Annotated in this window: 20 protein-coding genes; 4 read left to right on the top strand and 16 right to left on the bottom strand. The window is 69.4% G+C overall.

Translation table 11 applies throughout. The annotated features are described in order from the left end of the window. Window positions 1–31: 31 nt before the first annotated feature. Window positions 32–1,555, top strand: a complete 1,524-nt coding sequence (locus ABIC90_RS01005) for a ComEC/Rec2 family competence protein (protein WP_354352177.1) — start codon at window positions 32–34, stop codon at window positions 1,553–1,555. Here ABIC90_RS01005 and ABIC90_RS01010 read toward each other — a convergent pair. The 9 genes from ABIC90_RS01010 to ABIC90_RS01050 all read right to left on the bottom strand — a co-directional run bounded on the left by ABIC90_RS01010 (window position 1,512) and on the right by ABIC90_RS01050 (window position 12,603). Continuing rightward, a complete protein-coding gene (locus ABIC90_RS01010) occupies window positions 1,512–2,981 on the bottom strand; it encodes an ABC transporter ATP-binding protein (RefSeq protein WP_354352178.1) in 1,470 nt (489 codons plus the stop codon). The genes ABIC90_RS01005 and ABIC90_RS01010 overlap by 44 nt on opposite strands. Beyond that, the gene (locus ABIC90_RS01015) at window positions 2,978–3,814 is read right to left on the bottom strand and encodes an ABC transporter permease (protein ID WP_354352179.1); all 837 of its coding nucleotides are present in this window, start codon (window positions 3,812–3,814) and stop codon (window positions 2,978–2,980) included. Before ABIC90_RS01015 ends, ABIC90_RS01010 begins: the two co-directional genes overlap by 4 nt. Continuing rightward, window positions 3,811–4,809 (bottom strand): ABC transporter permease, encoded by a 999-nt coding sequence (locus ABIC90_RS01020; protein WP_354352180.1) that lies wholly within the window; start codon window positions 4,807–4,809, stop codon window positions 3,811–3,813. Before ABIC90_RS01020 ends, ABIC90_RS01015 begins: the two co-directional genes overlap by 4 nt. Next, a complete protein-coding gene (locus tag ABIC90_RS01025; RefSeq protein WP_354352181.1) occupies window positions 4,806–6,362 on the bottom strand; it encodes an ABC transporter substrate-binding protein in 1,557 nt (518 codons plus the stop codon). Before ABIC90_RS01025 ends, ABIC90_RS01020 begins: the two co-directional genes overlap by 4 nt. Before the next feature lies 1 nt (window position 6,363). Continuing rightward, window positions 6,364–8,559 (bottom strand): TonB-dependent siderophore receptor, encoded by a 2,196-nt coding sequence (locus tag ABIC90_RS01030; protein WP_354352182.1) that lies wholly within the window; start codon window positions 8,557–8,559, stop codon window positions 6,364–6,366. An 83-nt stretch (window positions 8,560–8,642) separates the two neighbouring features. Continuing rightward, window positions 8,643–9,041 carry a DUF2946 family protein gene (locus ABIC90_RS01035; protein ID WP_354352183.1) on the bottom strand — a complete coding sequence of 133 codons (399 nt, stop codon included), beginning with the start codon at window positions 9,039–9,041 and terminating at the stop codon, window positions 8,643–8,645. A gap of 188 nt (window positions 9,042–9,229) precedes the next feature. Next, entirely contained in the window at window positions 9,230–10,564 is a 1,335-nt protein-coding gene (locus tag ABIC90_RS01040) for a sulfatase family protein (RefSeq protein WP_354352184.1), read from the bottom strand. A gap of 14 nt (window positions 10,565–10,578) precedes the next feature. Continuing rightward, window positions 10,579–11,577: a Bug family tripartite tricarboxylate transporter substrate binding protein gene (locus tag ABIC90_RS01045; protein WP_354352185.1), complete on the bottom strand. Its 999-nt coding sequence runs from the start codon at window positions 11,575–11,577 to the stop codon at window positions 10,579–10,581. Between the two features lie 27 nt (window positions 11,578–11,604). Then, on the bottom strand, window positions 11,605–12,603 hold the full coding sequence (locus ABIC90_RS01050; RefSeq protein WP_354352186.1) for a Bug family tripartite tricarboxylate transporter substrate binding protein: 999 nt from the start codon (window positions 12,601–12,603) through the stop codon (window positions 11,605–11,607). 93 nt (window positions 12,604–12,696) lie between these two features. On the opposite strand from ABIC90_RS01050, the gene ABIC90_RS01055 reads away from it, so the two are divergent. Continuing rightward, entirely contained in the window at window positions 12,697–13,236 is a 540-nt protein-coding gene (locus tag ABIC90_RS01055) for a MarR family winged helix-turn-helix transcriptional regulator (protein WP_354352187.1), read from the top strand. Here ABIC90_RS01055 and ABIC90_RS01060 read toward each other — a convergent pair. The 3 genes from ABIC90_RS01060 to ABIC90_RS01070 form a co-directional block, all read right to left on the bottom strand. Beyond that, window positions 13,208–14,008 carry a YoaK family protein gene (locus tag ABIC90_RS01060; RefSeq protein WP_354352188.1) on the bottom strand — a complete coding sequence of 267 codons (801 nt, stop codon included), beginning with the start codon at window positions 14,006–14,008 and terminating at the stop codon, window positions 13,208–13,210. The two genes, ABIC90_RS01055 and ABIC90_RS01060, sit on opposite strands and share 29 nt — an antisense overlap. A 247-nt stretch (window positions 14,009–14,255) precedes the next feature. Further along, on the bottom strand, window positions 14,256–14,477 hold the full coding sequence (locus ABIC90_RS01065; protein WP_354352189.1) for a hypothetical protein: 222 nt from the start codon (window positions 14,475–14,477) through the stop codon (window positions 14,256–14,258). After that, window positions 14,478–14,747, bottom strand: coding sequence for a hypothetical protein (locus ABIC90_RS01070; protein ID WP_354352190.1), 270 nt, complete (start codon window positions 14,745–14,747; stop codon window positions 14,478–14,480). It abuts the gene before it with no gap. 176 nt (window positions 14,748–14,923) lie between these two features. Here ABIC90_RS01070 and ABIC90_RS01075 point away from each other — a divergent pair, with 176 nt between their 5' ends. Further along, window positions 14,924–15,670, top strand: coding sequence for a Crp/Fnr family transcriptional regulator (locus ABIC90_RS01075; RefSeq protein ID WP_436318155.1), 747 nt, complete (start codon window positions 14,924–14,926; stop codon window positions 15,668–15,670). Between the two features lie 115 nt (window positions 15,671–15,785). Beyond that, entirely contained in the window at window positions 15,786–16,493 is a 708-nt protein-coding gene (locus ABIC90_RS01080; RefSeq protein WP_354352191.1) for a Crp/Fnr family transcriptional regulator, read from the top strand. A 24-nt stretch (window positions 16,494–16,517) separates the two neighbouring features. On the opposite strand, the gene ABIC90_RS01085 is transcribed toward ABIC90_RS01080, so the two are convergent. The 4 genes from ABIC90_RS01085 to ABIC90_RS01100 all read right to left on the bottom strand — a co-directional run bounded on the left by ABIC90_RS01085 (window position 16,518) and on the right by ABIC90_RS01100 (window position 21,234). Then, window positions 16,518–16,772: a DUF1488 family protein gene (locus tag ABIC90_RS01085; protein WP_354352192.1), complete on the bottom strand. Its 255-nt coding sequence runs from the start codon at window positions 16,770–16,772 to the stop codon at window positions 16,518–16,520. 90 nt (window positions 16,773–16,862) lie between these two features. Beyond that, entirely contained in the window at window positions 16,863–17,945 is a 1,083-nt protein-coding gene (locus tag ABIC90_RS01090; protein WP_354352193.1) for a mechanosensitive ion channel family protein, read from the bottom strand. Next, window positions 17,945–20,173, bottom strand: coding sequence for an FUSC family protein (locus tag ABIC90_RS01095; protein WP_354352194.1), 2,229 nt, complete (start codon window positions 20,171–20,173; stop codon window positions 17,945–17,947). Before ABIC90_RS01095 ends, ABIC90_RS01090 begins: the two co-directional genes overlap by 1 nt. Continuing rightward, entirely contained in the window at window positions 20,173–21,234 is a 1,062-nt protein-coding gene (locus ABIC90_RS01100; RefSeq protein WP_354352195.1) for an inositol monophosphatase family protein, read from the bottom strand. Before ABIC90_RS01100 ends, ABIC90_RS01095 begins: the two co-directional genes overlap by 1 nt. Window positions 21,235–21,296 lie beyond the last annotated feature (62 nt).

A 21,296-nucleotide genomic window follows, 5' to 3' on the forward strand; every position in this document is an offset into this window, starting at 1 on the left:
CGGCATCCGCCGGAGCGAGGAGCACCCATCCATGGCCCATCGATTCGTCAGCCTGCGCACGGACGGCAGCCCCATCCATCTCTACGAAGAAGACAGGAAGAAGAAATTTCGCGAGGTGATTTGGGGCGACTACCTCAAGGTCAAGAGCAATCCGGGCGACGGCTGGCTGCAGATCGACTGGGCCGCGCGCTCGCCGACCAAGCGGCGCACGCTCTACATCCGCGAAGAAGACACGGTCGTGCGCCGGCCGCTGGAGATCATCTTTCTGGACGTGGGGCAGGGCGACGGCGCGGTGCTGATCTCGCCCGAGACCGGCAGCCAGGAGCGCATCGTGGTCATCGATGCGGGCGAGGGCGGCAACATGCGCGCCTTTCTCGCGGCCAGGTTTCAAACGTATCGCGGTTTCGACTTTGCCGCCGCCGTGATGACGCACCCCGACCAGGACCACTACTACGGCTTCAAGGACGTGTTTGCCGACCCCGGCATCGGCTTCGGCACGGTCTATCACAACGGGCTGGTGGAGCGGCCCGTGGCGGGCACCTGGGAAAAGCTGGGCGGCAAGCCGGTGAAGAAGGCGGGCTCTTCGCTCGCCTACATCGGCGACCTGGCGGTGGACCACGCAGCGGTCAAGAAAATCTTTGCGAATGCCGGCAGCAATTTTCTGTTTCCGCAGGTCATGAAGGCCGCGCTCGCGAATCCGAAGATCCACGACATCCGCATGCTCTCGGTGCAGCATGCGGCGATGGAAGACGACGCCGCGTGGATGCCCGACTTCGCCCCGTCCGACAAGCGCGGCTACACCATCCAGGTGCTGGCGCCGGTGGTCGAAGAGGGGCCCGGTGGCAAGCCTGCGCTGCGGCAGCTGGGCTCTTACAACGAAACCAAGAACGGCCACTCGGTCATCCTGCGGCTGCAGTACGGCAAGTTCAGCGTGCTGTTCGGCGGCGACCTGAACGAGGGCGCCGAAAAGTTCTTGCTGCAGCACTACACGGACACAAGCCCGTTCCCCAAGACGGCCACGCCGGCCTACGACGACATGGTGGCGAAGGCGCGCGACACCTTCAGGTCGGACGTGATGAAGTCATGCCACCACGGCTCCGAGAAGGTGACGGATGCGTTTCTGGATGCGGTGAATCCTGCGGCCTTCATCATTTCGTCGGGCGACGAGGAGGGGCACGTTCACTCCAGGCCCGACCTGCTGGGTCGGCTGGGGCGCTTCGGCCGTGGCGGCGCGCCGGTGATCCTGTCGACGGAACTGCAGCGCTCCTCGCGCGAGCGCGAAGACCCGGGCGCGGTCGGCAAGCTGCTGGCCAGCATCGACAAGCTGGCCGCGGGCACGCTGGCGCCCGCGCAGGCCGAACAACTGAAGGCCAGCGTCAAGGCCGACGTGCAGGCGCTTGCGCGCAGCAACGTCGAGGTGTACGGCGCGATCTACCTGAAGACCGACGGCGAACGGCTGATGACGGCGTTTCGCATCGAGACCGGATCGGAAACCAAGAAGTGGTTCAGCTTCAGGTATCGCTTCGAAGGGGACGTGCTGGTGCGGGAAGACTGACGCCGCCCTGCACGATATGCCAGCGCTGCGTGGCGACGGCATTCGCCATGTCGTCGTCGTGCGTTACCAGCATCAGCGCCGCGCCGCGCTCGTCCAGCGCATCGAGCAGCACGGCCATCGCTTCCTGCTGCGACACGGGGTCCAGCCGCGAGGTGGGCTCGTCGGCGAACACCAGGGCGGGCTGCACAGTCAGCACACGCGCGAGCGCGACGCGTTGCAGCTCGCCGCCCGACACCTGCGCGGGCCGTCGCGCCAGCAGTTCGTGCGGCACACCCATGCGGTCGAGCAGCCGCAACACCTCTGGCCATGCGCAGCGATGGCGCGCTGCCACGTCGCGCAGCGACTGCGCCAGGCTGACCTGCGGCGCGAACGAGGCAACGGGGTCCTGGTAAAGCTTCTGGAAAGCCGTGGCATGCAGGCCGGCTGCGCGGCGGACCGTGCCGCGGTCGGCCGGCATCAGGCCCAGCAGCACGTTGCCCAGCGTGCTCTTGCCGGTGCCGCTCGCGCCCTGCACCACGAAGCGGTCGCCGGCGCGGATCTGCACATCGAGGCCGTCGAAGAGCGGCTTGCCGCCGAAGCCTTTGGAGAGGCCTTGTGCGCTGAGGACCGGCGCATCTGTTGAATCGGCCGCATGGGCTTTTGCGGCTGAAGCGCGTCGGGGCCAGCGCGCCGGATCGGCCGCAACCAGCCGCCGCGTGAACGCATGCTGCGGGTCGGCCAGCACCGCGCGGGCATCGCCGCGCTCCACGACATCGCCGGCGCACAGCACGATGAGCTGGCCTCCGAGCGCTTGCGCCACGCGCAGGTCGTGCGTGATGACGACCACGCAGCCGCCGCCGCGCTGCACGCCTTGCAGCATCGCCACGGTGTGGTCGCGCCAATGCGCGTCCAGGCCCTTGGTAGGTTCGTCCGCCAGCAGGATGCGCGCGCCGCCCGCGCACGCCACGGCGGCGGCGGCGCGCTGCGCCATGCCGCCGGAGAGCTGCCACGGGTATTGCCGCGCGGACGCCGGCAGGCCCGCGGCCTGGAGGTCGCGCAGGGCCGCGGCCTCCGCATCGTCGAATGAAGCGCCGCGCACCAGCTCGTGCGTTTCCGAAAGCTGCGGCGCGATGCGCATCAGCGGGTCGAGCGCAAGGCTGGGCTCCTGGGGCAGCAGCGCCAGCGTGCGTCCCCAGCGCGGGCGTCGCGCGCGGGCGTCGTCGGCGCGGCTTTGTGTGCCGTCCAGCGTGACGCTGCCGCTGGCGCGCAATGCGGACGGCAGATTGCCCATCACGGCCTGTGCGAGCAGCGATTTGCCGGCGCCGCTTTCGCCGAGCAGGGTGAGCACGTCGCCGGGGCGCAGGCTGAAGGACACGTCGCGCAGCAAGGCCTTGTTGCCGACGTGCACGCCGAGGTTGTCGGCCGCGAGCAGAACGGAAGCGCTCATGCCGTTTCTCCGTCGCCGGCCAGCAGCATCATGCCGAGCACCACCGCCATCAGCAGCGCCACGGGCGCCGCAATGAGCCAGGGCGCTTCTTCGTAGTGGGGGAGAAACTCCGTCATCATCAATCCCAGTTCAGGCGTAGGCGGCTGCAGCCCCACGCCGATGAAGCCCAGCGCGGCCAGCGCCAGCACCGCCTGCGCGGCGCTGAAGGCGAGCAGGGTGGCCAGCACGGGCGCGAGCGCGGGCAACAGGTGCCTCTTCAGCACATAGCCCGCGCCGAAGCCGAGCAGGCGCGAGGCCTGCACCGCGTCGCCCGCGAGCACCTGCCGGCTCGCCGCGCGGCACACGCGAAAGTATTCGACCCACAGCGACAGCGACAGGCCGATGTACAACGCCCAGTGCCGCCCCGGCGCCAGCGCGGCGAACAGCAGCACCAGCAGCAGGCCCGGCACCGAGAGCACGGCGTCGGCCAGCATGACCAGCGCACGTTCGGTGCGCCCGCCGCGCCAACTCGCGGCCACGCCCAGCAGCACGCCGGGAACGGCGGCGGTCAGGGCCGCGAGCAAGGCCAGGCCCAGCGACAGCCGGGCCGCATGCGCGAGGCGCGCGAGCACGCTGCGGCCCAGCACATCGGTGCCCAGCCAGTGCGCGGCACCGGGCGGCTGCAGCGTGTCGGCGAGCGTCTGGCGGGCGGGGTCGATGCCGATGAGCTCGGGGCCGAACAGCGAAAACACCGCGACCAGCGCGAGGATGCCAAGGCCTGCACGGCGGCGGTTGGCCGTGCGGCGCGCGCCGCGTTCGGCGAGGCTGGGCATGTCGATGAGGCTGCCGTTCATGCGCTGGCTCCCATGCGCCGACGCGGGTCGAGCGCGAGGCAGGCCGCGTCCACCAGCAGGTTGAACGCCACGAACAACACGCCCATGCACAAGGCCGCGCCCTGGATCATCGGCACGTCGCGCCCGAACACCGCATGCACCAGCGCATGGCCGATGCCGGGCCACGCGAACAGGGTTTCGACCACCACCGCGCCTTCGACCAGAAACACCGCATGCACGCCGAGGTAGGCCACCACCGGCGTGGCCGCCTGGCGCAGGCCGTGGCGGATCAGCGCCTGCCGGTCGCTCAGTCCCTTGGTGCGGGCGAATTCGAAAGAAGCCGAAGCCGCCGCCTCGCGCATGGCCGAGCGGGCCACGCGCGCCAGGCCCGCGGCCAGCCCCAGGCCCAGCGTCAGCGCAGGCAGGAGCAGGCTGCCGCCGTGGTCGTCGCCCGCCACCGGCACGGCCCCGAGCCGCACCGCGACCACCACCATCAGCAGCACGGCGAGCAGAAAGGGCGGCACCGCGCGCAGCACCACGGCCAGCGCCAGCGTGAGGCGGTCGATCCATCCGCCCGCATGCAGGCCCGACCAGATGCCCAGCGGAAGGCCGACGACCGCCGCGACGAACACCGACGCCACCGCCAGTTCGATGGTGGCGCCCAGCTGATGCGCCACCTCCAGCCACACCGCATGGCCGGTGACCAGCGAGGTGCCCAGGTCGAGCCGCGCGATTTCTCCCCACCAGTGCAGCAGTGCGAGCCACAGGGGCCGGTCGAGTCCGAGTTCGAGGCGCACGGCATCGGCCGCCGCGTTGTTCACCAGGTCGTAGCCGTAGCGCCCCGCGGCGATGCGGGTGGCCATGTCGCCCGGAAGCGACCGGGCCATGAAGAAGCACACGGTGCCCACCAGGAGGCCCAGCGCGACGATCTGGAAGGCGCGGCGCAGCAGCATGGCGGTCCAGGCGGTGCGTTGGCGGGAGGCTTGGGGGTTCATGTTGTCGATGCTGTCGTTCATGTGCGCCACCTCACGGCGGTGAGGCGGTAGGAGCGTTCCAGCGGATCGAGGCTGACGTCCTCGATGCGCCGGCCCACGGCCACTTGCTGGCGGTACCAGGTGACGGGAATCACCGGCAGCTCGGCCTGGAGCACCGTGGTCACTTGCGTTCGCAGTACCGCGGCGCGTTCGGCCGACGAAGCGCCGCGCGACAGCTCGGCCAGCGCGCGGGCGACCGCATCGCTGCGCCAGCCCATGGCGCCCCAGTCGCCGCCCGACGTGCCGAAGTCCTGCATCAGCGTGCCGGTGGGATCGGGCACGGTCGCGTAGTTGCGCGCGGCCAGGCCCAGTTGCAGGCTGCCGTCGCGGTGGCCCAGCGGAATGTCGCCAGAGTTGCCGATGCTGACCTGCACCGCGATGCCGGCCTGCCGCCATTGCTCCTGCAGCGCCGACGCGATGAGCGGCAGCTCGGGCCGGTCGGGAAAGGTGCGCAGCGCAAGGCGCAGCGGCTGTCCGGACGCGTCGCGCAGGCCGTCGGAGGCGCGCCGCCAGCCGGCTTCGGCCAGGAGCCTCGCGGCGGCTTCGGGGTCTTGCCGCAACGGCGGCAACGCGCCGTTGTGCCAGGTTTTCATGGTGGGCGGAAAGAGCTGCGTGGCCGCCAGCTCGGGGTCGCGCAGCAGCGCCTTGGCGATGCCGGCCCGGTCGATCGCGAGGCTCAGCGCCTGACGCACGCGCAGGTCCGCGAGCGCGGGCAGCCCGGCGTTGACCTTGAGGATCACGGTGCGCGGCAGCGTGACGGTGTCTACCCGTACCTGGCCGCGCTTGCGCAGCCGCACCAGGCTCGCCGGGTCCAGGCCGTAGGCCAGGTCGGCTTGCCCGCCTTCGGCCATCAGCGCGCGGGTTTCGGAGCGGCCGGCCGCCAGATACCGGACGCGTTCGATGGCGGGCCTGGGCCCGTCATAACCCTCGAAGATGGCCGCCTCCACATGCTGCGGCGGCGTCATCGACACCACGCGGTACGGCCCGCTGCCGACGATGCTGCGCACGGCGCCGTCCGGCCCATAGCTTGCGGGCGCGAGCACCATCGTGCTGCTGTGCGCGAGCAGTGCGGGCAGCGCGGCGTAGGGCGTGGTCAGGCGGATCACGACCACGCCCGTGCCCTCGGCCTCCACCGAGCGGATCGGCGCTTGGCTCAGCAGGGCAGGCGCCACGCGCGCGGCCTGCAGGCAGCGCACCACGGTGGCAGCCGTGACGGCCGTGCCCTCATGAAAGCGCGCGGCCGGGCGCAGCGTGAAGTGCCACACGAGCCCGTCGTCCGACACCCGCCAGCGCGCGGCCAGGCCGGGCAGCGGCATGCCGTCGTCGCTGGCGTTCATCAGCGTTTCGGCGATCTGCATGCGCGTGAACACATGGCCGCTGCTGGCGGGGGAAAGGCCGGCAATCTCCCAGGGGCCGACGATTTGCAGCGGCGCGCGCGGCTGCGCACGCAAGGCCGTCGATGCTGCAGCGGCGGGGCCGGCGGCGGCCAGCAGCTGGAGCGCGCGGCGGCGCGTGAAGTCCGGGGGCAATGTCATTTCAGAACTTGGCCTGCAGGCCGACGGTGATGCTGCGCGGGCTTCCGGGCGTGACCCACACGCGGCTGTATGAGCTGGTGTAGTAGGTCTTGTCGAACAGGTTGTCGACGTCCAGGGTCAGGCGCAGCGTGGGGTTGATTCGCCAGTAGGCGACCAGCTTGGCGGTGGTGTAGGCCGGCAGGTCGAACGCGGGCGTGCCGGCCTTGGCCTCGGCCTGCGTGCGGGCCTCGCCCAGGCGCTTGCCCATGTGCGTGAGCCCGCCGCCGATGCCGTAGCGCTGGCCGTTGGCCAAGCCGTCTTCGTACACCGCCAGCACGCTGCCGTTGACGCGCGGCACATTGAGCAGCCGGCCGCCGACTTCGAGCGTGTTGTCTTTGGCGATCTCCACATCGTTGAGCACCAGGCTGGCGGTCAGGCGCCAGTGCTTCGACAGCTGCCCCGAGAAGTCGAACTCCAGGCCCCGGCTGCGTATTTCTCCAGCCGCCACCGAGTAGCCCGCGTTGGCGGGGTCGGAGGTGAGCACGTTGCGCTTGCGGATGTCGAACAGCGCGGCGGTGGCGCCCATGCGCTGGTCGGCGCTCTCCCACTTGGTGCCCAGCTCCAGCGCACGGCCGGTCTCCGGCGCGAAGCCGTTGGAGGCCACGTCGGTGCCGGTGTTCGGCCTGAACGAGCGGCCCGCGTTGGCGTACACCGTCCACTGCGGCGTCGGCAGCCAGCTCACGCCGATGCGCGGCGAGGTGGACGAGGGCTCCTGGCGGGCCGTGGTGCCGTTTCTGCGGTTCAGCAGCGACTGGCTGTAGTTGTCGGCACGCACGCCCGCCACCAGGCGCCACTCGGGCGAGAGCTTGATCGCGTCCTGCACATAGAACGCGGTGTTCTTCTGGTGCTCCAGCGTGTCGGTGTTGGCGGTGGGCACCGGTTGGCGCTGGCCGTAGACCGGGTTGTAGATGTTGATGGCGTAGGGCCGTGCCGCGGTCGGGCTGGCGCGCAGCATCACGGTGTCCATGTCGAAGCGGAAGCTCTCCACGCCGAACAGCAGTTCGTGTTCGACGGCGCCGGTCTTCACGTTGCCCTGCAACTCGGCCTGCAGCGCGATGTCGTCGGAGTTGAAGTCGCGATAGCGCCGCTGCCGCGTGAGGCTGCTGTCGGCCCGCAAGGCGGTGGGTTCGGTGGAGAAACCGTTCACCGAGGTCTCGCGGTACGACACGCCCACGCGGCTGCGCCAGGCGGAGTTCCATTCGTGCGACAGGATGAACTGGTGCGTCTGGTTCTTCACCGTCACGTCGCTGTCGGCCGGCTCGCCGAGAAAGCGTTCGCGCGGCACCGCGCCCAGGCGGTTGTTGACGGCCACCACGCCGCGGTCCAGCGGCGTGGCATGGCGCAGGTACTCGCCCGAATACTCCAGCACCGTGTCGCGGCCCAGCTTCCAGGTGAAGGCGGGCGCCACCACTTCGCGCCGGGCGCCCACGTGGTCGCGAAAGCTGTCGCGGTCTTCCACCGCCACGTTCAGGCGATAGGCGAAGTTCTCGCCGATCGGCCCGGTGCTGTCGAGCGCGCCGCGCTTGAGGCCCTGGCTGCCGGCATAGGCCTCCACGGCGTGGGCCGATTTCCACAGCGGCCGCTTGGACACGATGTTCAGCGTGCCGCCGGGTTCGCTGCTGCCGTAGAGCGCGGCGGCCGAGCCCTTGAGGAACTCGATGCGCTCCACGCCCGCCAGGTCGCGCGGCGCATTGAAGCCGCGGTTCGACGAGAAGCCGTTGAGCAGCGTCGCCATGCCGGTGTTCTCGTTGCCCGGAAGCCCGCGGATGGCGATGTTGTCCCAGAGCCCGCCGAAGTTGTTCTGGCGCGAGACGCCGCCCACGTAGTCGAGCACATCGTCCAGCTTGGTGGCGCCCAGGTCGTCGATGGCCTGGCGCGTGACGATGCGCACCGACTGCGGCAGCTCGCGCAGCGGGAGGTCGGTCTTGGCGCCGGCGGCTTCGTCCGCGTGGTAGGCGCCAGACTCGGTGCGGCCGACCACTTCGACGGTGGTGAGTTGCGCTTGTGCTGTGGCGGTAGGTGCGGCAGATGCTGGGGGCGCATCGTCCGCCTGGGCCATGGCTTGCCCGGCAAAGAGCGCCGAGGCGGCCAGCGCGAGCGGAAGGCGGTGAAACAGGGGAGCGCGGTTGTCCGCGCTTGGGAGGGAAATGCGGGTCATGAATGGCAATCGACTGCGCGCTGTTGCCGCCGTCCATTCGAAGAGGCCGGCCGCAGCGCAAGAACAAAACAAGCGGAATGTCGTCAGGTCGATGCGTTCGGAGGATCGCGCGAGGCGAAGGGCCAGCGGCCCGCGGAGGGCACGAAGGCGGGGCCGGGCGGCGCGCGTGGCAGCGCCGTGCCCTGCACCACTTCGAGCGCGGCCAAAAGCCGCGCTGGCGCTGCGGCGAAATGCACATGGGCCAGGCACCATTCGCATGCGCCGTGGGCTTCGTGGGCGTCATGCGCCGGGGAGACTGCGTCCGCAGCGCCTTCAGAGGCCGCGTCGGCGACGGCGTCCAGGGCAGCCGCCTGCGCCGCGCCTTCCACAGCCTCCCGCAAATGGCCGGCTTCGTGCAAAGGCATGCCGACGGCCGCGTTGAAGAACACGGCCAGCAGCAGGAGACGGATAAGGCGTTGGAGCCGGAGGGGGCGAAGCGGCATGGGGAGGGGCGGAATGATACCGGCCCCGTCTTCGTCGGAAGCGAGTGAAGAGGCGCGTATGCAGGCGCGCCTTGTTTGGTTTTGTCGGACGTGTCGCAGTCTGGCTACGACAACACCAACAAATCCAAATCTCGCATTCGCTCAGGAACGGATGGCGCAAGTGCCATCACACTGCGGCCAAGCACGCCTCACCGCTGCGGCATGTCCTTCACCGAATACCCCAGACTCACCGCCGCATCCTCCGGAATCGCCGGCATCGTCGCATTCCACGTCAGCCAGTCCGCACGCATCGCGGCGAGCCGCTCGGGCTCCTTCTTGCCGAGGTTCGCGCGCTCGCGTTCATCGGCCGGAATGTTGAACAGGTACTCGTTGCCGTCCACTTGCAGGTACTTCCAGTCGCCGTCGCGCAGCGCCTGCTGGCCGCGGTGGTTCATGCGCCAGTGCAGCGGGCGGCGGAAGCTGTGCCTGGCGTCCTTCAGCACGGGCATGAGCGAGACGCCGTCCAGCGGATAGGCCGCATCGGCCTGCACACCGGCGGCTTCGAGCATGGTGGCGGACCAGTCCATCGTCATGCACAGCTGCGCGCTCTCGCCGCCCTTGGCGATCACCGCGGGCCAGTGTGCGATCCATGGCACGCGGATGCCGCCTTCGGTCAGGTCCATCTTGCCGCCCACCAGCGGCCAGTTGTCCGAGAAGCGCTCGCCGCCGTTGTCGCTGGTGAACACCACCAGCGTGTTGTCGGCCATGCCGTGCTTTTCGAGCGCGGCCATGATCCAGCCGATGCCTTCGTCCATGTGATGGATCATGCGGCGGTAGACATGGATGTTGCCGCCGGCCAGGTCGAAGAGGTTGTCCTTGATGGCCGGCGCCTTCTCGGCGTCGTCGCGGGTTTCCCAGGGCCAGTGCGGGGCGGTGTAGTGCAGGCTCATGAAGAAGGGCGCCTCTTCTTCTTTCTTCTGCAGTTCGGCCATGCGCTCCACGTAGTCCACGGCGCGTCTGGAGAGGATGTCGGTGAGGTAGCCGTCTTCCTTCTTGTCTTCCTCGCCGAACCACAGGTCGTGCTGGCCGGCGGAGTCGCAGTGGGTGAAGTAGTCCACGCCGCCCGACATGGGCCCGAAGAATTCGTCGTAGCCCGAGCGCAGCGGGCCGAAGCTGGGCGGGTAGCCCAGGTGCCATTTGCCGATGAGCGCGGTCTGGTAGCCGCTGGCCTTCAGCAGCGAGGGCAGGGTGGGGTGGTCGGTCGGAAGGCCCAGCGTGGTGCTGCCGCGGCTGCTGCTTCTGATCGGCTCTTCGGCCGCGCCGCGCAGGCGGTACTGGTAGCGCGCGGTGATCATCGCAAAGCGCGTGGGCGAACACACGGGCGAGTTCGCGTAGCCCTGGGTGAGCTTCAGGCCGTTGGCGGCCAGGCCGTCGAGCACGGGCGACACGGGGCCGAAGGCGGCGTCGCGCCCGCCGTAGCAGCCGAGGTCGGCATAGCCGAGGTCGTCGGCGACGATGAAGATGATGTTGGGTCTGCGGGTCATGTCTTTGCGGAGGCTCAAGGCTGGTAGCCGGACTTCTGCACCACGGGCGCCCACTGCGTCTTGTACGCCTTGAGCATCGCCATGGTCTGCGCCTGGGTGCTGACCACCGGCGTCATGCCGGAGTCCTTGAACTTGCGCTGGGTGTCCGGGTCCTGCATGACTTCGCGGATCGCCGTGGCCAGGCGATCGACCCTGTCCTTGGGCATGCTGGCCGGCGCAAAGAAGGTGTTCCAGCCGGTGGCCGAAAGGTCCAGGCCCGCTTCCTTGAAGGTCGGGATGTTCGGCGCGAAGGGCGAGCGCTTGTCGCCCGACAGCGCCAGGATGCGCAGCTTGCCGGCGTTGTGCTGCGGCAGCACCACGTCTTCGGTGTCGATGGCAATGGGCACCTGTCCGCCGATGAGGTCGTTCAGGAGCGGCGCCGAGCCGCGATAACCGATGACCTGCGTCTGCACCTTGGCCTTCTCGCCGACCATCAGGCCGAAAAAGTGCGGCAGGCTGCCGGTGGCCGGCACGCCCACGTTGGCCTGCTGCGGGTTGGCGCGCATCCAGGCGAGCAGGTGGTTCAGCTCGCGCACCGGCAGGTGGGGCGAGACCGACAGCGCAAAGTCGTAGGCGTTGACGTGCGACACGGGCACGAAGTCGCGCTCGGGGTCGTAGTTGTTGTCCTTGAAGACCAGGGGCGCGACCACCATCACGGCGGGGTTGGCGAGCATCAGCACGTTCTGGTTGGCGGGCGTGAGCTTGACCTGCTGCGCCGCCAGGCGTCCGCCCGCGCCGGGCTTGTTGTCGACGATGACCGGCACGCCCAGCTTGGTGCCCAGCTTCTCGCCGACGATGCGCGCCACGCGGTCGGTGGCGCCGCCGGGGGCGTAGCCGACGACGATGTGCAGGGGCGTCTCGAGCTTGATCTGCGCGTTGGCGGCGGTGGGCAGCGTGGCGATCGACGCCATGAGCCCGGCGGCGGCGAGCAGGCCGGCAAGGCGGCGGGTGATGGGGCGGTTCGGGTTCGGCATGGTGTGGGTTCCTCCTCGTTCAGTTGTTCAGTCGTTGGCCTGGAAATTCACGGCTTTCATGATGCCGGCCCAGCGCGCCGTATCGTCGCGCATGGTCTTCAAAAGGGCTTGGCTGTCGTCGGCCACGGGGTACATGCCGTTCTGCAGCAGCTGCTGGCGCACCTCGCGGGTGTTCACGGCGCGGGTGAGCTCGGCGCGCAGCTTGTCGACGGTGGCCTGCGGGGTCTTCAGCGGCGCGTAGTACGCGAACCAGGCGGTGGCGACCACGTCCTTGTAGCCGGCTTCCACGAAGCACGGCAGCGCGGGCATGAGCGGCGAGCGCTTCTCGCCGCTGGTGGCCAGCACCTTCACGCGGCCCGAGGGCAGCATCTGCTGCGCGCCGCCGACGGTGTCGAAGTACACGGGAATGGTGCCGCCCATCACGTCCTGCCGCGCGGGCGTGGAGCCGCGGTAGGGCACATGCACCATCTTCAGGCCGGCCGCGCGGTTGAGCATTTCGCCCAGAAAGTGCGAGGGCGTGCCCGCGCCGTAGGACCCGAAGCTCAGCTTGTCGCCCTGCGCCTTGGCCCAGGTGATGAACTCGGGCAGCGTGTTGGCGGGCACGTCCTTGTGCACGGTCAGCGCCAGCTCGAAGCGGGCGGCGTTGACGAGGGGAATGAAGTCCTTCACCGGGTCGTACGAGAGGTTGCGGTAAGCGCTCGGAAACATGGTCATCATGCTGGCCGTGCCCAGCAGCAGGGTGTGGCCGTCGGGCGGCGCGGTCTTCACCGCCTCGACCGCGATGCGGCCCGCCGCGCCGGAGCGGTTGTCCACGATGAGCGGTCCGAGCGAGTCGCGCACTTCCTGGGCGATGGCGCGCGTCAGCACATCCTGCGTGCCGCCGGCGGGCACGCCGATGAGCACCTTGATGGGCTGGCCGGGCACAAAGGCCTGCTGGGCGCGCGCGAGCGGAGCCCATGCAAGGCCGGCCAGGGACCCGAGGGCTGCGATGGCATGGCGGCGGTCGAAGGCGAGGCGGTCGGGCATGGGGGGCTCCTGGGTTCTCGTTCGGTGTATCGAACGATTCTGTAGACGCTACAGTCGATTGATCTAATCAACCATCCCCCGGACTAACCCCAGATGACCGCCGCGCCACACCGCCCGCTGGACGACCTGCTGTTGTACCGGCTGTCGCGCCTGCTGTCGGTCGCCGGGGGCATGGTGATCCGGCTGTGCGAGGGGCGTTTCGGCATCACGCGGCGCGAATGGCGCCTGATCGCGGTGCTGGCCAGCCGCGGGGAGCTCGGGTCTTCGGCGCTGGCCGAGCATGCGCAGCTGGACCGCGCCCGAACCTCCAAGGCGGTGGGGTCGCTGGTCGCAAAGCAGTTGATCTCGCGGGTGGCGCGGGCGGGCGACCGGCGGCAGGTGCAGCTGCGCCTTACCGCGGCGGGGCAAGCGTTGTACGAAGAGCTCTTTCCGCTGGTCACGCAAATCAATGCCGAGCTGCTGCACGCACTGGATGCCGGCGATGCAGGCAATGCGTCGCGCTTCGATGCCTCGCTGAACCTGCTGCAGGCCAAGGCCGAGCGCATGGTCGAGGAAGCGGTGCTGCCCAAGGCAGACAGGGGCCGCCGCGGCGCGGGCGGCAGCGTCAATCCGCCTTCTTCCCGGTCGCCCTGACGAGGCGGCCCCGGTGCGGCAGCAACCCGCTGCGCGGCAGGTCGCGCATGAAGGGCGGGACCGACAGCGCCAGCAGCAGCGCCGCCAGCGGCACCACGCACACGAAGCCCACGTACTTGAAACCCAGCGCACCCACGACCCCGCCGAGCACGAACATGCCGATGAGCCCGGCGGCCCTGTGCATGCGGCTGCGGTCGTGGCGCACCGCGGGGGCCGGCGCGGCGCCGGCGGCCGCGCTGCGGTTCCAGTACAGCAGCTTGCCGATCTCCATGCCCAGGTCGGTGATGTTGCCGGTCATGTGCGTGGTGCGGATGCTGCCGCCGGAGGTCTTGGAGGCGACCGCGTTCTGCAGGCCCATGATGAAAGACAGCAGCAGCACCGTGAGCGGCACGGCGAACGGCGTGGCCCAGGTGAGCGTCACGGCGCCCATCAGGCCGAAGGGCAGCATGAGCGCGGCTTCCAGCAGCAGCGGCAGCGCATAGACGCTGTGCAGCCGGCGTTGGCGGCCCCAGTTCACCAGCACCGCGCACACGGCCGCGCCACAGAGAAACGCCAGCACGGCCCCCAGCGCATTGAGCAGCAACCGGCTGTTGCCCAGCACCAGCCCGTCGGCCAGCTGCGACGCGAAGCCGGTCATGTGCGAGGTGTACATGTGCAGCACCAGAAACCCGCCCGCATTCACTGCGCCGGCGTTGAAAGCCAGCAGCAGGCCCAGCGCCCGGTTGGTGGAGGGCGCGCGGTGCCGGCTGGTGAGAAAGCGCAGTCTTCGCATGATGGAGTGGAGGTTCGCGTGACCGAGGGGGCCATTGTCTGCCTGGCTGTCCTTGCGGGGCCGCGGCCTCTGCTGTGCGACGGGCCGTGCGCGCCCATGGACTACGTGCGGGGCACTGTGCGGGTGCTAGAAGTTGACGATCCGTTCCATCAATCAACCCAACATCCATTCATGCAGGCGCGCACACGCACATCAGTGTGGGTGCGCGCGCGGCGGCCGAGAAAGTCGGCAAGTCGGCTGGCGGCGCTCAGCCGCGCTGCTTGGCCGCGGACTGCCCTTTGGCGGTGACCCGCATGACCGTCGCCTGCCCCGCATGGACGTTGCGCCCCCGTTGGTGAAAAACAGGTGGCATGTCGGCCTCGATCAGCTCGGCGGCAAGAAGCACTTCGCATTTTTCGATGTCCAGTGGCTCGCTCAGCTGGATGGGGAGGCGCGCGCAGCACAGGGCGACCAGCAGCTTCATCGGCATTCAGTGGTCCTCCGGGCTGGGGCCGTCTGCGGCCGTGGCCGCCAACGCAGTCATGGCCTGTGCCTGGCCCCCAAGCGAGATCGAGACCGCGTGGTTGTCGATGTCGTTCGTCAGCGTGTCGTCGAGCAGGAGCAGCTTGCCGCTGGAAACCCGCCGCTCGACCGCCCACACGATGGCGCGATACAGCAGGTCGGGCATCGTCCGCCCGCACAGGTACGCCTGCACGGCGGCTTCGGCTGCGAGCTCGGACGGGCCGTTCGGCGGATGCATGGTGTTTCGTTGGTGAAAAAGGAGGTTTGGAACCACGCTACCGGCAAATCGCCGGGGCTACCGTGCGCCAGCGCACGGAGGCAAGAAGAAAGAAAGTCCCCACCCTGTGTGCGGCAGCGCACAGACGCCGGGGCATCGGTCGCAGAATGATCCGAACTTTGAAATCCGATTGCGTCATGGCAGCGTCCCCCCCTCTTTTCTCTTCGCGCACGGGCGTGCAGGGGCCGCGCAACAGCCTTCTGGAAGTCATGCCGCCCAGGGTGCTGGAAGGCCTGATGCCGCTGCTCGAGCATGTGCCGCTCAAGCTGGGCGAGGTGCTTTATGAATCGGGCGTGGTGCAGCAGTTTGTGTACTTTCCGACCGACTGCATCGTTTCGCTGCTCTACGTGCTGGAGAACGGCCAGTCGGCCGAGATCGCCGTCGTGGGGTTGGAGGGCATGGTCGGCGTGTCGCTGCTCATGGGCGGCGGCAGCACGCCCAACCGCGCGGTGGTGCAGAGCGCGGGCCACGCCTTTCGCCTGAGCGCGGGCCACATCAAGCAACTGACCGACAACGGCGGACCGCTGCTGCACCTGCTGCTGCGCTACACGCAATCGCTCATCACGCAAATGTCGCAGACGGCGGTATGCAACCGGCACCATTCGCTGGAGCAGCAACTGTGCCGCTGGCTGCTGCTGAGCCTGGACCGCCTGCCCGGCAACGAGCTGGTGATGACCCAGGAGCTGATCGCCAACATGCTGGGCGTGCGGCGCGAAGGCGTGACGGAAGCCGCCGGCAAGCTGCAGCGCCTGAACCTCATCAGATATTCGCGCGGCCGCATCACGGTGCTGGACCGGCCGGGCCTGGAGCAGCAGGTGTGCGAGTGCTACGAGGTGGTCAAGCGCGAGACGGACCGGCTGCTGCCGCGCGAAGTCGCGACCTGAGCCGGCCCTGGTAGTGCCGCCCTCGGTGCGGCTGCGCACAGACCGGAGCGTGACGGCGGGCAACAATGCGCCCGGTTGCGCATTTCCGCGCTGGTTCTCTCCAACAGGCGGATCCGTGACACCCCACCCGACCCGCCCCGTTCTCAATCGCTTGCTCGAAGCGCTGCCCCCCGCGGACAAGGCCCATCTGCTCGAACGCTGCGATAGCGTTCGGCTGGAGCCGGCGCAGATCCTCTACGAGCCGGGCGACGTGATTCACCACATTCACTTTCCCACGAGCGCATTCGTCTCGCTGGTGTCGACCGCGGACGGCCACGACGGCCTGCAGACGGGCCTGGTGGGCAACGAGGGCGCACTGGGCTACGAGCTCTCGCTGGACGTGCAGAGCGCGCCGCTGCGGGCGCTGGTGCAGGGGGCGGGCATGGCCTGGCGACTGACGGCGCAATCGTTCACCCAGGAGCTGGCGCAGAACTCGACGCTCAAGTGCATTCTCAACCGCTATGTGTGCGTGCTCCTGATCGAGTTCGGCCGCTCGGGCATGTGCAACCGCTTCCACATGATCGAGGAGCGCCTCGCGCGCTGGCTGCTGACCACACAGGACTGCGCACATTCGACGCACCTGGCGCTCACGCACGAGGTTCTGGGCCGCATGCTGGGGGTGCGCCGGGTCGGCATTACCAATGCGGCGACGGCGCTGCACACGCGCAAGCTCATCGACTACCGCCGCGGCGTCATCACCATCACCGACCGCGAAGGGCTGGAGAACGCGGCCTGCGATTGCTACCGCGCCAACCGGCGCAGCTACGCGCATCTGATCGCGTAGCGGGCTATTGCCCTGGGGGTTTTTTCAGGCGGGCGTGCGCAGGTCGTTCTCGCGCAGCATCACCGGCTCGGTCGAGCCGCCTGCCACGCGGCGGCGGACGGCGGCGTCCATGTCGTCGGTGTGCAGGCCGAAGGTGTTGAGCGGGTCGGCGTCTTCGGCGGTGCGGTAGTGGTAGCGCAGTATTTCGCGGCCGATGCTTGCGCCTACGGGCTGCCCCTCCACCGTGACTGAAAACCGTACCGTGCCTGAAGCGTCGTGAAAGAAGGGTGTGTCAGCCATGGCGCAGTCTGGGCCATGGCGCGGCGCGTGTCTGTGCGCTGGCGTACCTTGGGGCGGCGGGCTTCCGCCAGACGTTCGCCCTGAACCTTGTCAGGCCGCCACCGCGCCCTGGTGCGGATTGCCCGAAGCCATCGCCGGATCGGCCTCGATGCGCATCTTCGGCAGGAACTGCGGGTATTCGCGCTGCATGAAGTCGATGACGCCTTCGCGCACGCTGCAGCGCAGGTCGAAGGCCAGGCCCGAGGTGGCCGCGGTGCAGAGCACGCGGACCTGCATGGCGCGCTCGGTGGCGTCGGTCACGCGCATGTTGAAGAAGCGGCCGTCCCACTCGGGCGCGGCCTTCACGATGCGCTCCACCTCTTCGCGCAGCGGCGCGAGCGGCATGCCGTAGTCGACGTACACGAACACCGAGCCCAGCAGCTGCGCCGAGTGGCGCGTCCAGTTCTGGAACGGCTTCTCGATGAAGTAGGTGAGCGGCAAGATCAGGCGCCGGTCGTCCCAGATGCGCACCACCACGAAGGTGCCGGTGATCTCTTCGACGCGGCCCCATTCGCCCTCGACCACCAGCACGTCGTCGATGCGGATCGGCTGGGCCAGCGCAATCTGCAGCCCCGCGATGAGGTTGCTGAAGACCGGCTTGGCCGCAAGACCCGCCACGATGCCGATCACGCCGGCCGAGGCCAGCAGGCTTGCACCCACCTGGCGCGCGCCGGGAAATGTCATGAGCATCATCGCGCCGCCGGCCACCACCACCACCGACATGGCGGTGCGCGCGAGCACGCGGGTTTGCGTGAGCACGCGGCGGGCCTGCAGGTTGTCGGCCGCGTCGGCGGGGTGCTGCGCCAGCACGCCGTCGGCGAATCCGCTGATGGCCCGCATGATGAGCCAGGTGGCGGCGGCAATGAGCATCAGGCCGTTGAAGTGCCGCACGCTGCCGATGAAGCGCAGGTCGTCGGGCGCCGCCTGGAAGACGAGCAGCAGCGCCACCAGCGGCAGCACCAGCTGCGCGGGCGGCCGGATGTTGAGCACCATCGCATGCACCGCGGGCGCGGGGCGGGTGATGCGCCGCAGGACGAGGCCGCCTATGCGATGAACCAGAAGAGCGAGCGGGACGGCGATGAGAGCGGCAAGCCAGGTGCCGAACCAGGGGTGGGCGAATATCTCTTGGGTCATCAGGCGGTGTTTGTCGGGGCTGTTGTCTCGTTCAGGGGTTGAAGAATGCGCGCCGCGTCGTCGCGCAGCTGCGTGGCAAGCGCCGTGGCCAGGTCGAGCCGGCGCAGCAGCCAGGGGCTGATGTCGTTCTCGAACGGATCGGGCAGGGGAATCGGGCCACCCACGGTGGTGGCGCCGGTGTTCTCGGGATGAGAGGGGCCGGTGGTCGGCGCAGTTCCGATAGCCGCTTCGATGCGTTGCGCGGTGCGCAGCAGCGGCCCTTCGACTTCGCCTGGCGTGAGGCGGTCGCGCCGCAGCACCAGCATCGACTTGACCGCGCTCAACTGCGCGAGCAACTGGTAGCTGTGGGCCTGCAGGTGTTCGAGCGGCTCCAGCGGCGGCTGCACCGCGCGGGGCTCGGAGAGCGCACGTTGCGTGGCCTGCACCAGCGCCGAGAGGCTGTCGTAGGCCTCGCGGCGCGCCAGGCGCCATTCGAGCTCGGGGCTGCTGTCGATGGCCTGCAGCTGGCCCAGGCCCAGCGCCAGCCGCGCATGCCGCGCCTGCGCGGTGAGCACGCGCGCCACCAGCGCCGGGAGCTGCGTGCGTTCCCACGAGGGCAGCACGTAGCAGAAGCCCCAGGCCAGCGCGGCGCCGATCAGCGTGTCGGCGATGCGCTCGAAGAGCGCGAAGATCGGCGCCACGCCCACGTTCAGCATGTGGGCCTGCACCAGGCCGAGCACCGTGGCCGCCACCGCGGTGATGAGGTAGCGCCGCACCGCGAAGCTGTGGGCGATGGCCTGCGAGGCCGTCACCGCCAGCAGCAGCATCAGCGCCGAGGGGTGCGCCGAGAGCAGGCCCACCGCGAGCACGCAGCCCAGCAGCGTGCCGGCGACGCGGGCGTTGCGGCGCTCCAGCGTTTGCGAGAGGCTGCCGCGCAGCACCACCACGATGGTCAGCAGGATCCAGTAGTCGTGCGAACCCCAGGGCATCGACACCGCGATGGCGTAGCCCGCGGCGATGGCCAGCGCGGCGCGGATCGCATGGCGCAGCGGCGGCTGGTCCCAGCGCCACAGCGTGAGGAAGGGACGCCACGACCAGTCGGTCGGGCTCACGAAGAGCTGCCAGTTGGCGCGCACCACGGCCAGGTTGGGCTCGGCATCGCCGCGCGCCATGGCCGACAGGCGCAGCACTTCGTCGTTGATGTGGCCGATGCGGCTGGCCAGGCCGCGCGCCAGCATGGCGGCGGTGGGGCCGGCCTGGGCAAGGCCCTCGTCGGTGGAGACGTGGATGGCGGCCAGGCGCGGGCGGCGGTCCAGCACTGCGGCGGGGTGGCGGCCCATCAGGAGCGCGTCGGCCAGGGCGACGGTTTCCTCGGCCAGCTCTTCGAGCACGCGGCGCATTTCGATGAGGGCCTCGGCGTGCGCGGGGTGGGTGCGCAGCGCGTCCAGGTCGAGCTCGCTGGCCAGCAGCTGGTCGCGCATTTCGAGCACGATCACCAGCATCGCGGCCAGGCGCTGGCGGCGCGGGGTGCGGGGCGACTCGAGCACGATGTCGCGCGTGGCCTGCAGCTGGTCGGCCAGCGCGGCCTGTTCACGCAGCAGCCGGCCCAGCAGCGGGGCGGGGGTGTCGCGGATATCGCGCGTCTCGTCCTGCGGCGTGAACTGGCAGGCCTCGGTGCGCATGAGCGCGGCCAGCGAATACAGCACGTCGGCGATCGATTGCGTGCGAAGGCGCCCGTTGAGCGCAAGGTTGGCGAGCGTGGCCCACACCACGTAGAGGCCCGCGCCCAGCCCGAAGTGCCAGGTGCGCTCGACGGCCTCGGCCAGGCTGCCCGGCGCCGGCGTGGCCATCGAGAAGATCATCGAGAACATCACCGCGATCGCGATGGGAATGCCGCGCTTGCCCCAGGCCATGGCCACGAAGGCCATGAAGGTGGCGGGCACCAGCAGCAGGCCCAGCCGTATGGGGGCGCCGTGCAGCAGCTGCACCGCGAAGAACAGCGGCAGGCCGATGAGCGGCGCCGGCAGCATCTGGAAGAACTTGCCGCGGCGCGGGCCGGGCAGGTCGGGGGGCGCGGTGACGATCACGCCCACCGCCGCGGCCGAGGCGGCAACGGTGCCCAGCCACAGGTGCACGCCCCCCGAAATGAAGAGCAGGCCCAGCGCGACGGTCAGCCCGCTCGCGACGTAGTGGCTGAGCGCAATGCGCAGCGCAGCCCTGACCCGTTCGGCGGCGCGGGGCCCCAACATCACTTGGCGGAAGCGTCGCCCTCGGAGGGGCTGCTGGAACCGTTGGCGCCGGGCGCGTCGCGGCGAATGCGCGTGAGCTTGCGCGGTGCCGCCTTGGCGACGGCGGCGGGCGCTTCGCCTTCAGCCGACTCGTCGGCGAAATCGGCGACGGTGCTGCGGGCGTACAGGTCGACCGACGCATCGGCGTTCGGCTTGGTCGAGGCGGACACGGCGCGCACGCGATCGCTGGCGCGCAGCTTGTCGTCCACGTTGGCGAACTTGGAGTACTTGGCCAGCAGCGGCACCAGTTGGCCGTAGATGCGCGGTGCACCGGCCAGGCATTCGCGCTGCTCCAGGAAGTCGGGCTCGCCGGTGAAGTTGCCCATCAGGCCGCCGGCCTCGGTGACCAGCAGCGAACCCGCGGCCACATCCCAGGGGTTGAGGCCGGTTTCGAAGAAGCCGTCGGTGAAGCCCGCGGCCACGTAGGCCAGGTCGAGCGCTGCCGCGCCGGGGCGGCGCAGGCCCGCCATGCGGGGCATCATGTCCGACATGATGGCCAGGTACTGCTTGAAGTTGTCGCCGGTGCGGAACGGAAAGCCCGTGGAAATCAGGCACTCGCTGAGCTTGGTGCGCTTGGAGACGCGGATGCGCCGGTCGTTCATGTAGGCGCCGCGGCCCTTGGTGGCGGTGAACAGGTCGTTGCGGCTCGGGTCGAAGATGACCGCCTGCTCGATCTTGCCGCGCACCGACAGCGCGATGGACACGCAGTACACCGGGAAGCCGTGGATGAAGTTGGTGGTGCCGTCGAGCGGATCGATGATCCAGACGTAATCGGAGTCTTGCGCACCGTGTTCGGTGCCCGATTCTTCGGCCAGGATGCCGTGCCCCGGGTATGCGCCAAGCAAGGTCTCGATGATGACCTTCTCGCTGGCGTGATCGACTTCGGTGACGAAGTCGTTGACCTGCTTTTGCGAGATGCGCACGGCCTCGACGTCGAGGGCGGCGCGGTTGATGATGGCGCCGGCGGCGCGTGCGGCCTTGACGGCCACATTGAGCATGGGATGCAGGTTGGGGGACGACATTCTGGATTGTGAGAAGAACGGTGGGAATGGTCCCCAAGATGCGATCTCTTGGCGACCCTGCG

Source organism: Variovorax boronicumulans (assembly GCF_040544675.1).
Classification (GTDB): domain Bacteria; phylum Pseudomonadota; class Gammaproteobacteria; order Burkholderiales; family Burkholderiaceae_C; genus Variovorax; species Variovorax boronicumulans_D.

What these genes read in the sequence shown, in the direction of transcription:
- ABIC90_RS01005 (WP_354352177.1), top strand. Translation starts at nt 32, where the DNA reads ATGGCCCATCGATTCGTCAGCCTGCGCACGGACGGCAGCCCCATCCAT.
- ABIC90_RS01010 (WP_354352178.1), bottom strand. Translation starts at nt 2,981, where the DNA reads ATGAGCGCTTCCGTTCTGCTCGCGGCCGACAACCTCGGCGTGCACGTC.
- ABIC90_RS01015 (WP_354352179.1), bottom strand. Translation starts at nt 3,814, where the DNA reads ATGAACGGCAGCCTCATCGACATGCCCAGCCTCGCCGAACGCGGCGCG.
- ABIC90_RS01020 (WP_354352180.1), bottom strand. Translation starts at nt 4,809, where the DNA reads ATGAACGACAGCATCGACAACATGAACCCCCAAGCCTCCCGCCAACGC.
- ABIC90_RS01025 (WP_354352181.1), bottom strand. Translation starts at nt 6,362, where the DNA reads ATGACATTGCCCCCGGACTTCACGCGCCGCCGCGCGCTCCAGCTGCTG.
- ABIC90_RS01030 (WP_354352182.1), bottom strand. Translation starts at nt 8,559, where the DNA reads ATGACCCGCATTTCCCTCCCAAGCGCGGACAACCGCGCTCCCCTGTTT.
- ABIC90_RS01035 (WP_354352183.1), bottom strand. Translation starts at nt 9,041, where the DNA reads ATGCCGCTTCGCCCCCTCCGGCTCCAACGCCTTATCCGTCTCCTGCTG.
- ABIC90_RS01040 (WP_354352184.1), bottom strand. Translation starts at nt 10,564, where the DNA reads ATGACCCGCAGACCCAACATCATCTTCATCGTCGCCGACGACCTCGGC.
- ABIC90_RS01045 (WP_354352185.1), bottom strand. Translation starts at nt 11,577, where the DNA reads ATGCCGAACCCGAACCGCCCCATCACCCGCCGCCTTGCCGGCCTGCTC.
- ABIC90_RS01050 (WP_354352186.1), bottom strand. Translation starts at nt 12,603, where the DNA reads ATGCCCGACCGCCTCGCCTTCGACCGCCGCCATGCCATCGCAGCCCTC.
- ABIC90_RS01055 (WP_354352187.1), top strand. Translation starts at nt 12,697, where the DNA reads ATGACCGCCGCGCCACACCGCCCGCTGGACGACCTGCTGTTGTACCGG.
- ABIC90_RS01060 (WP_354352188.1), bottom strand. Translation starts at nt 14,008, where the DNA reads ATGCGAAGACTGCGCTTTCTCACCAGCCGGCACCGCGCGCCCTCCACC.
- ABIC90_RS01065 (WP_354352189.1), bottom strand. Translation starts at nt 14,477, where the DNA reads ATGCCGATGAAGCTGCTGGTCGCCCTGTGCTGCGCGCGCCTCCCCATC.
- ABIC90_RS01070 (WP_354352190.1), bottom strand. Translation starts at nt 14,747, where the DNA reads ATGCATCCGCCGAACGGCCCGTCCGAGCTCGCAGCCGAAGCCGCCGTG.
- ABIC90_RS01075 (WP_436318155.1), top strand. Translation starts at nt 14,924, where the DNA reads ATGGCAGCGTCCCCCCCTCTTTTCTCTTCGCGCACGGGCGTGCAGGGG.
- ABIC90_RS01085 (WP_354352192.1), bottom strand. Translation starts at nt 16,772, where the DNA reads ATGGCTGACACACCCTTCTTTCACGACGCTTCAGGCACGGTACGGTTT.
- ABIC90_RS01090 (WP_354352193.1), bottom strand. Translation starts at nt 17,945, where the DNA reads ATGACCCAAGAGATATTCGCCCACCCCTGGTTCGGCACCTGGCTTGCC.
- ABIC90_RS01095 (WP_354352194.1), bottom strand. Translation starts at nt 20,173, where the DNA reads ATGTTGGGGCCCCGCGCCGCCGAACGGGTCAGGGCTGCGCTGCGCATT.
- ABIC90_RS01100 (WP_354352195.1), bottom strand. Translation starts at nt 21,234, where the DNA reads ATGTCGTCCCCCAACCTGCATCCCATGCTCAATGTGGCCGTCAAGGCC.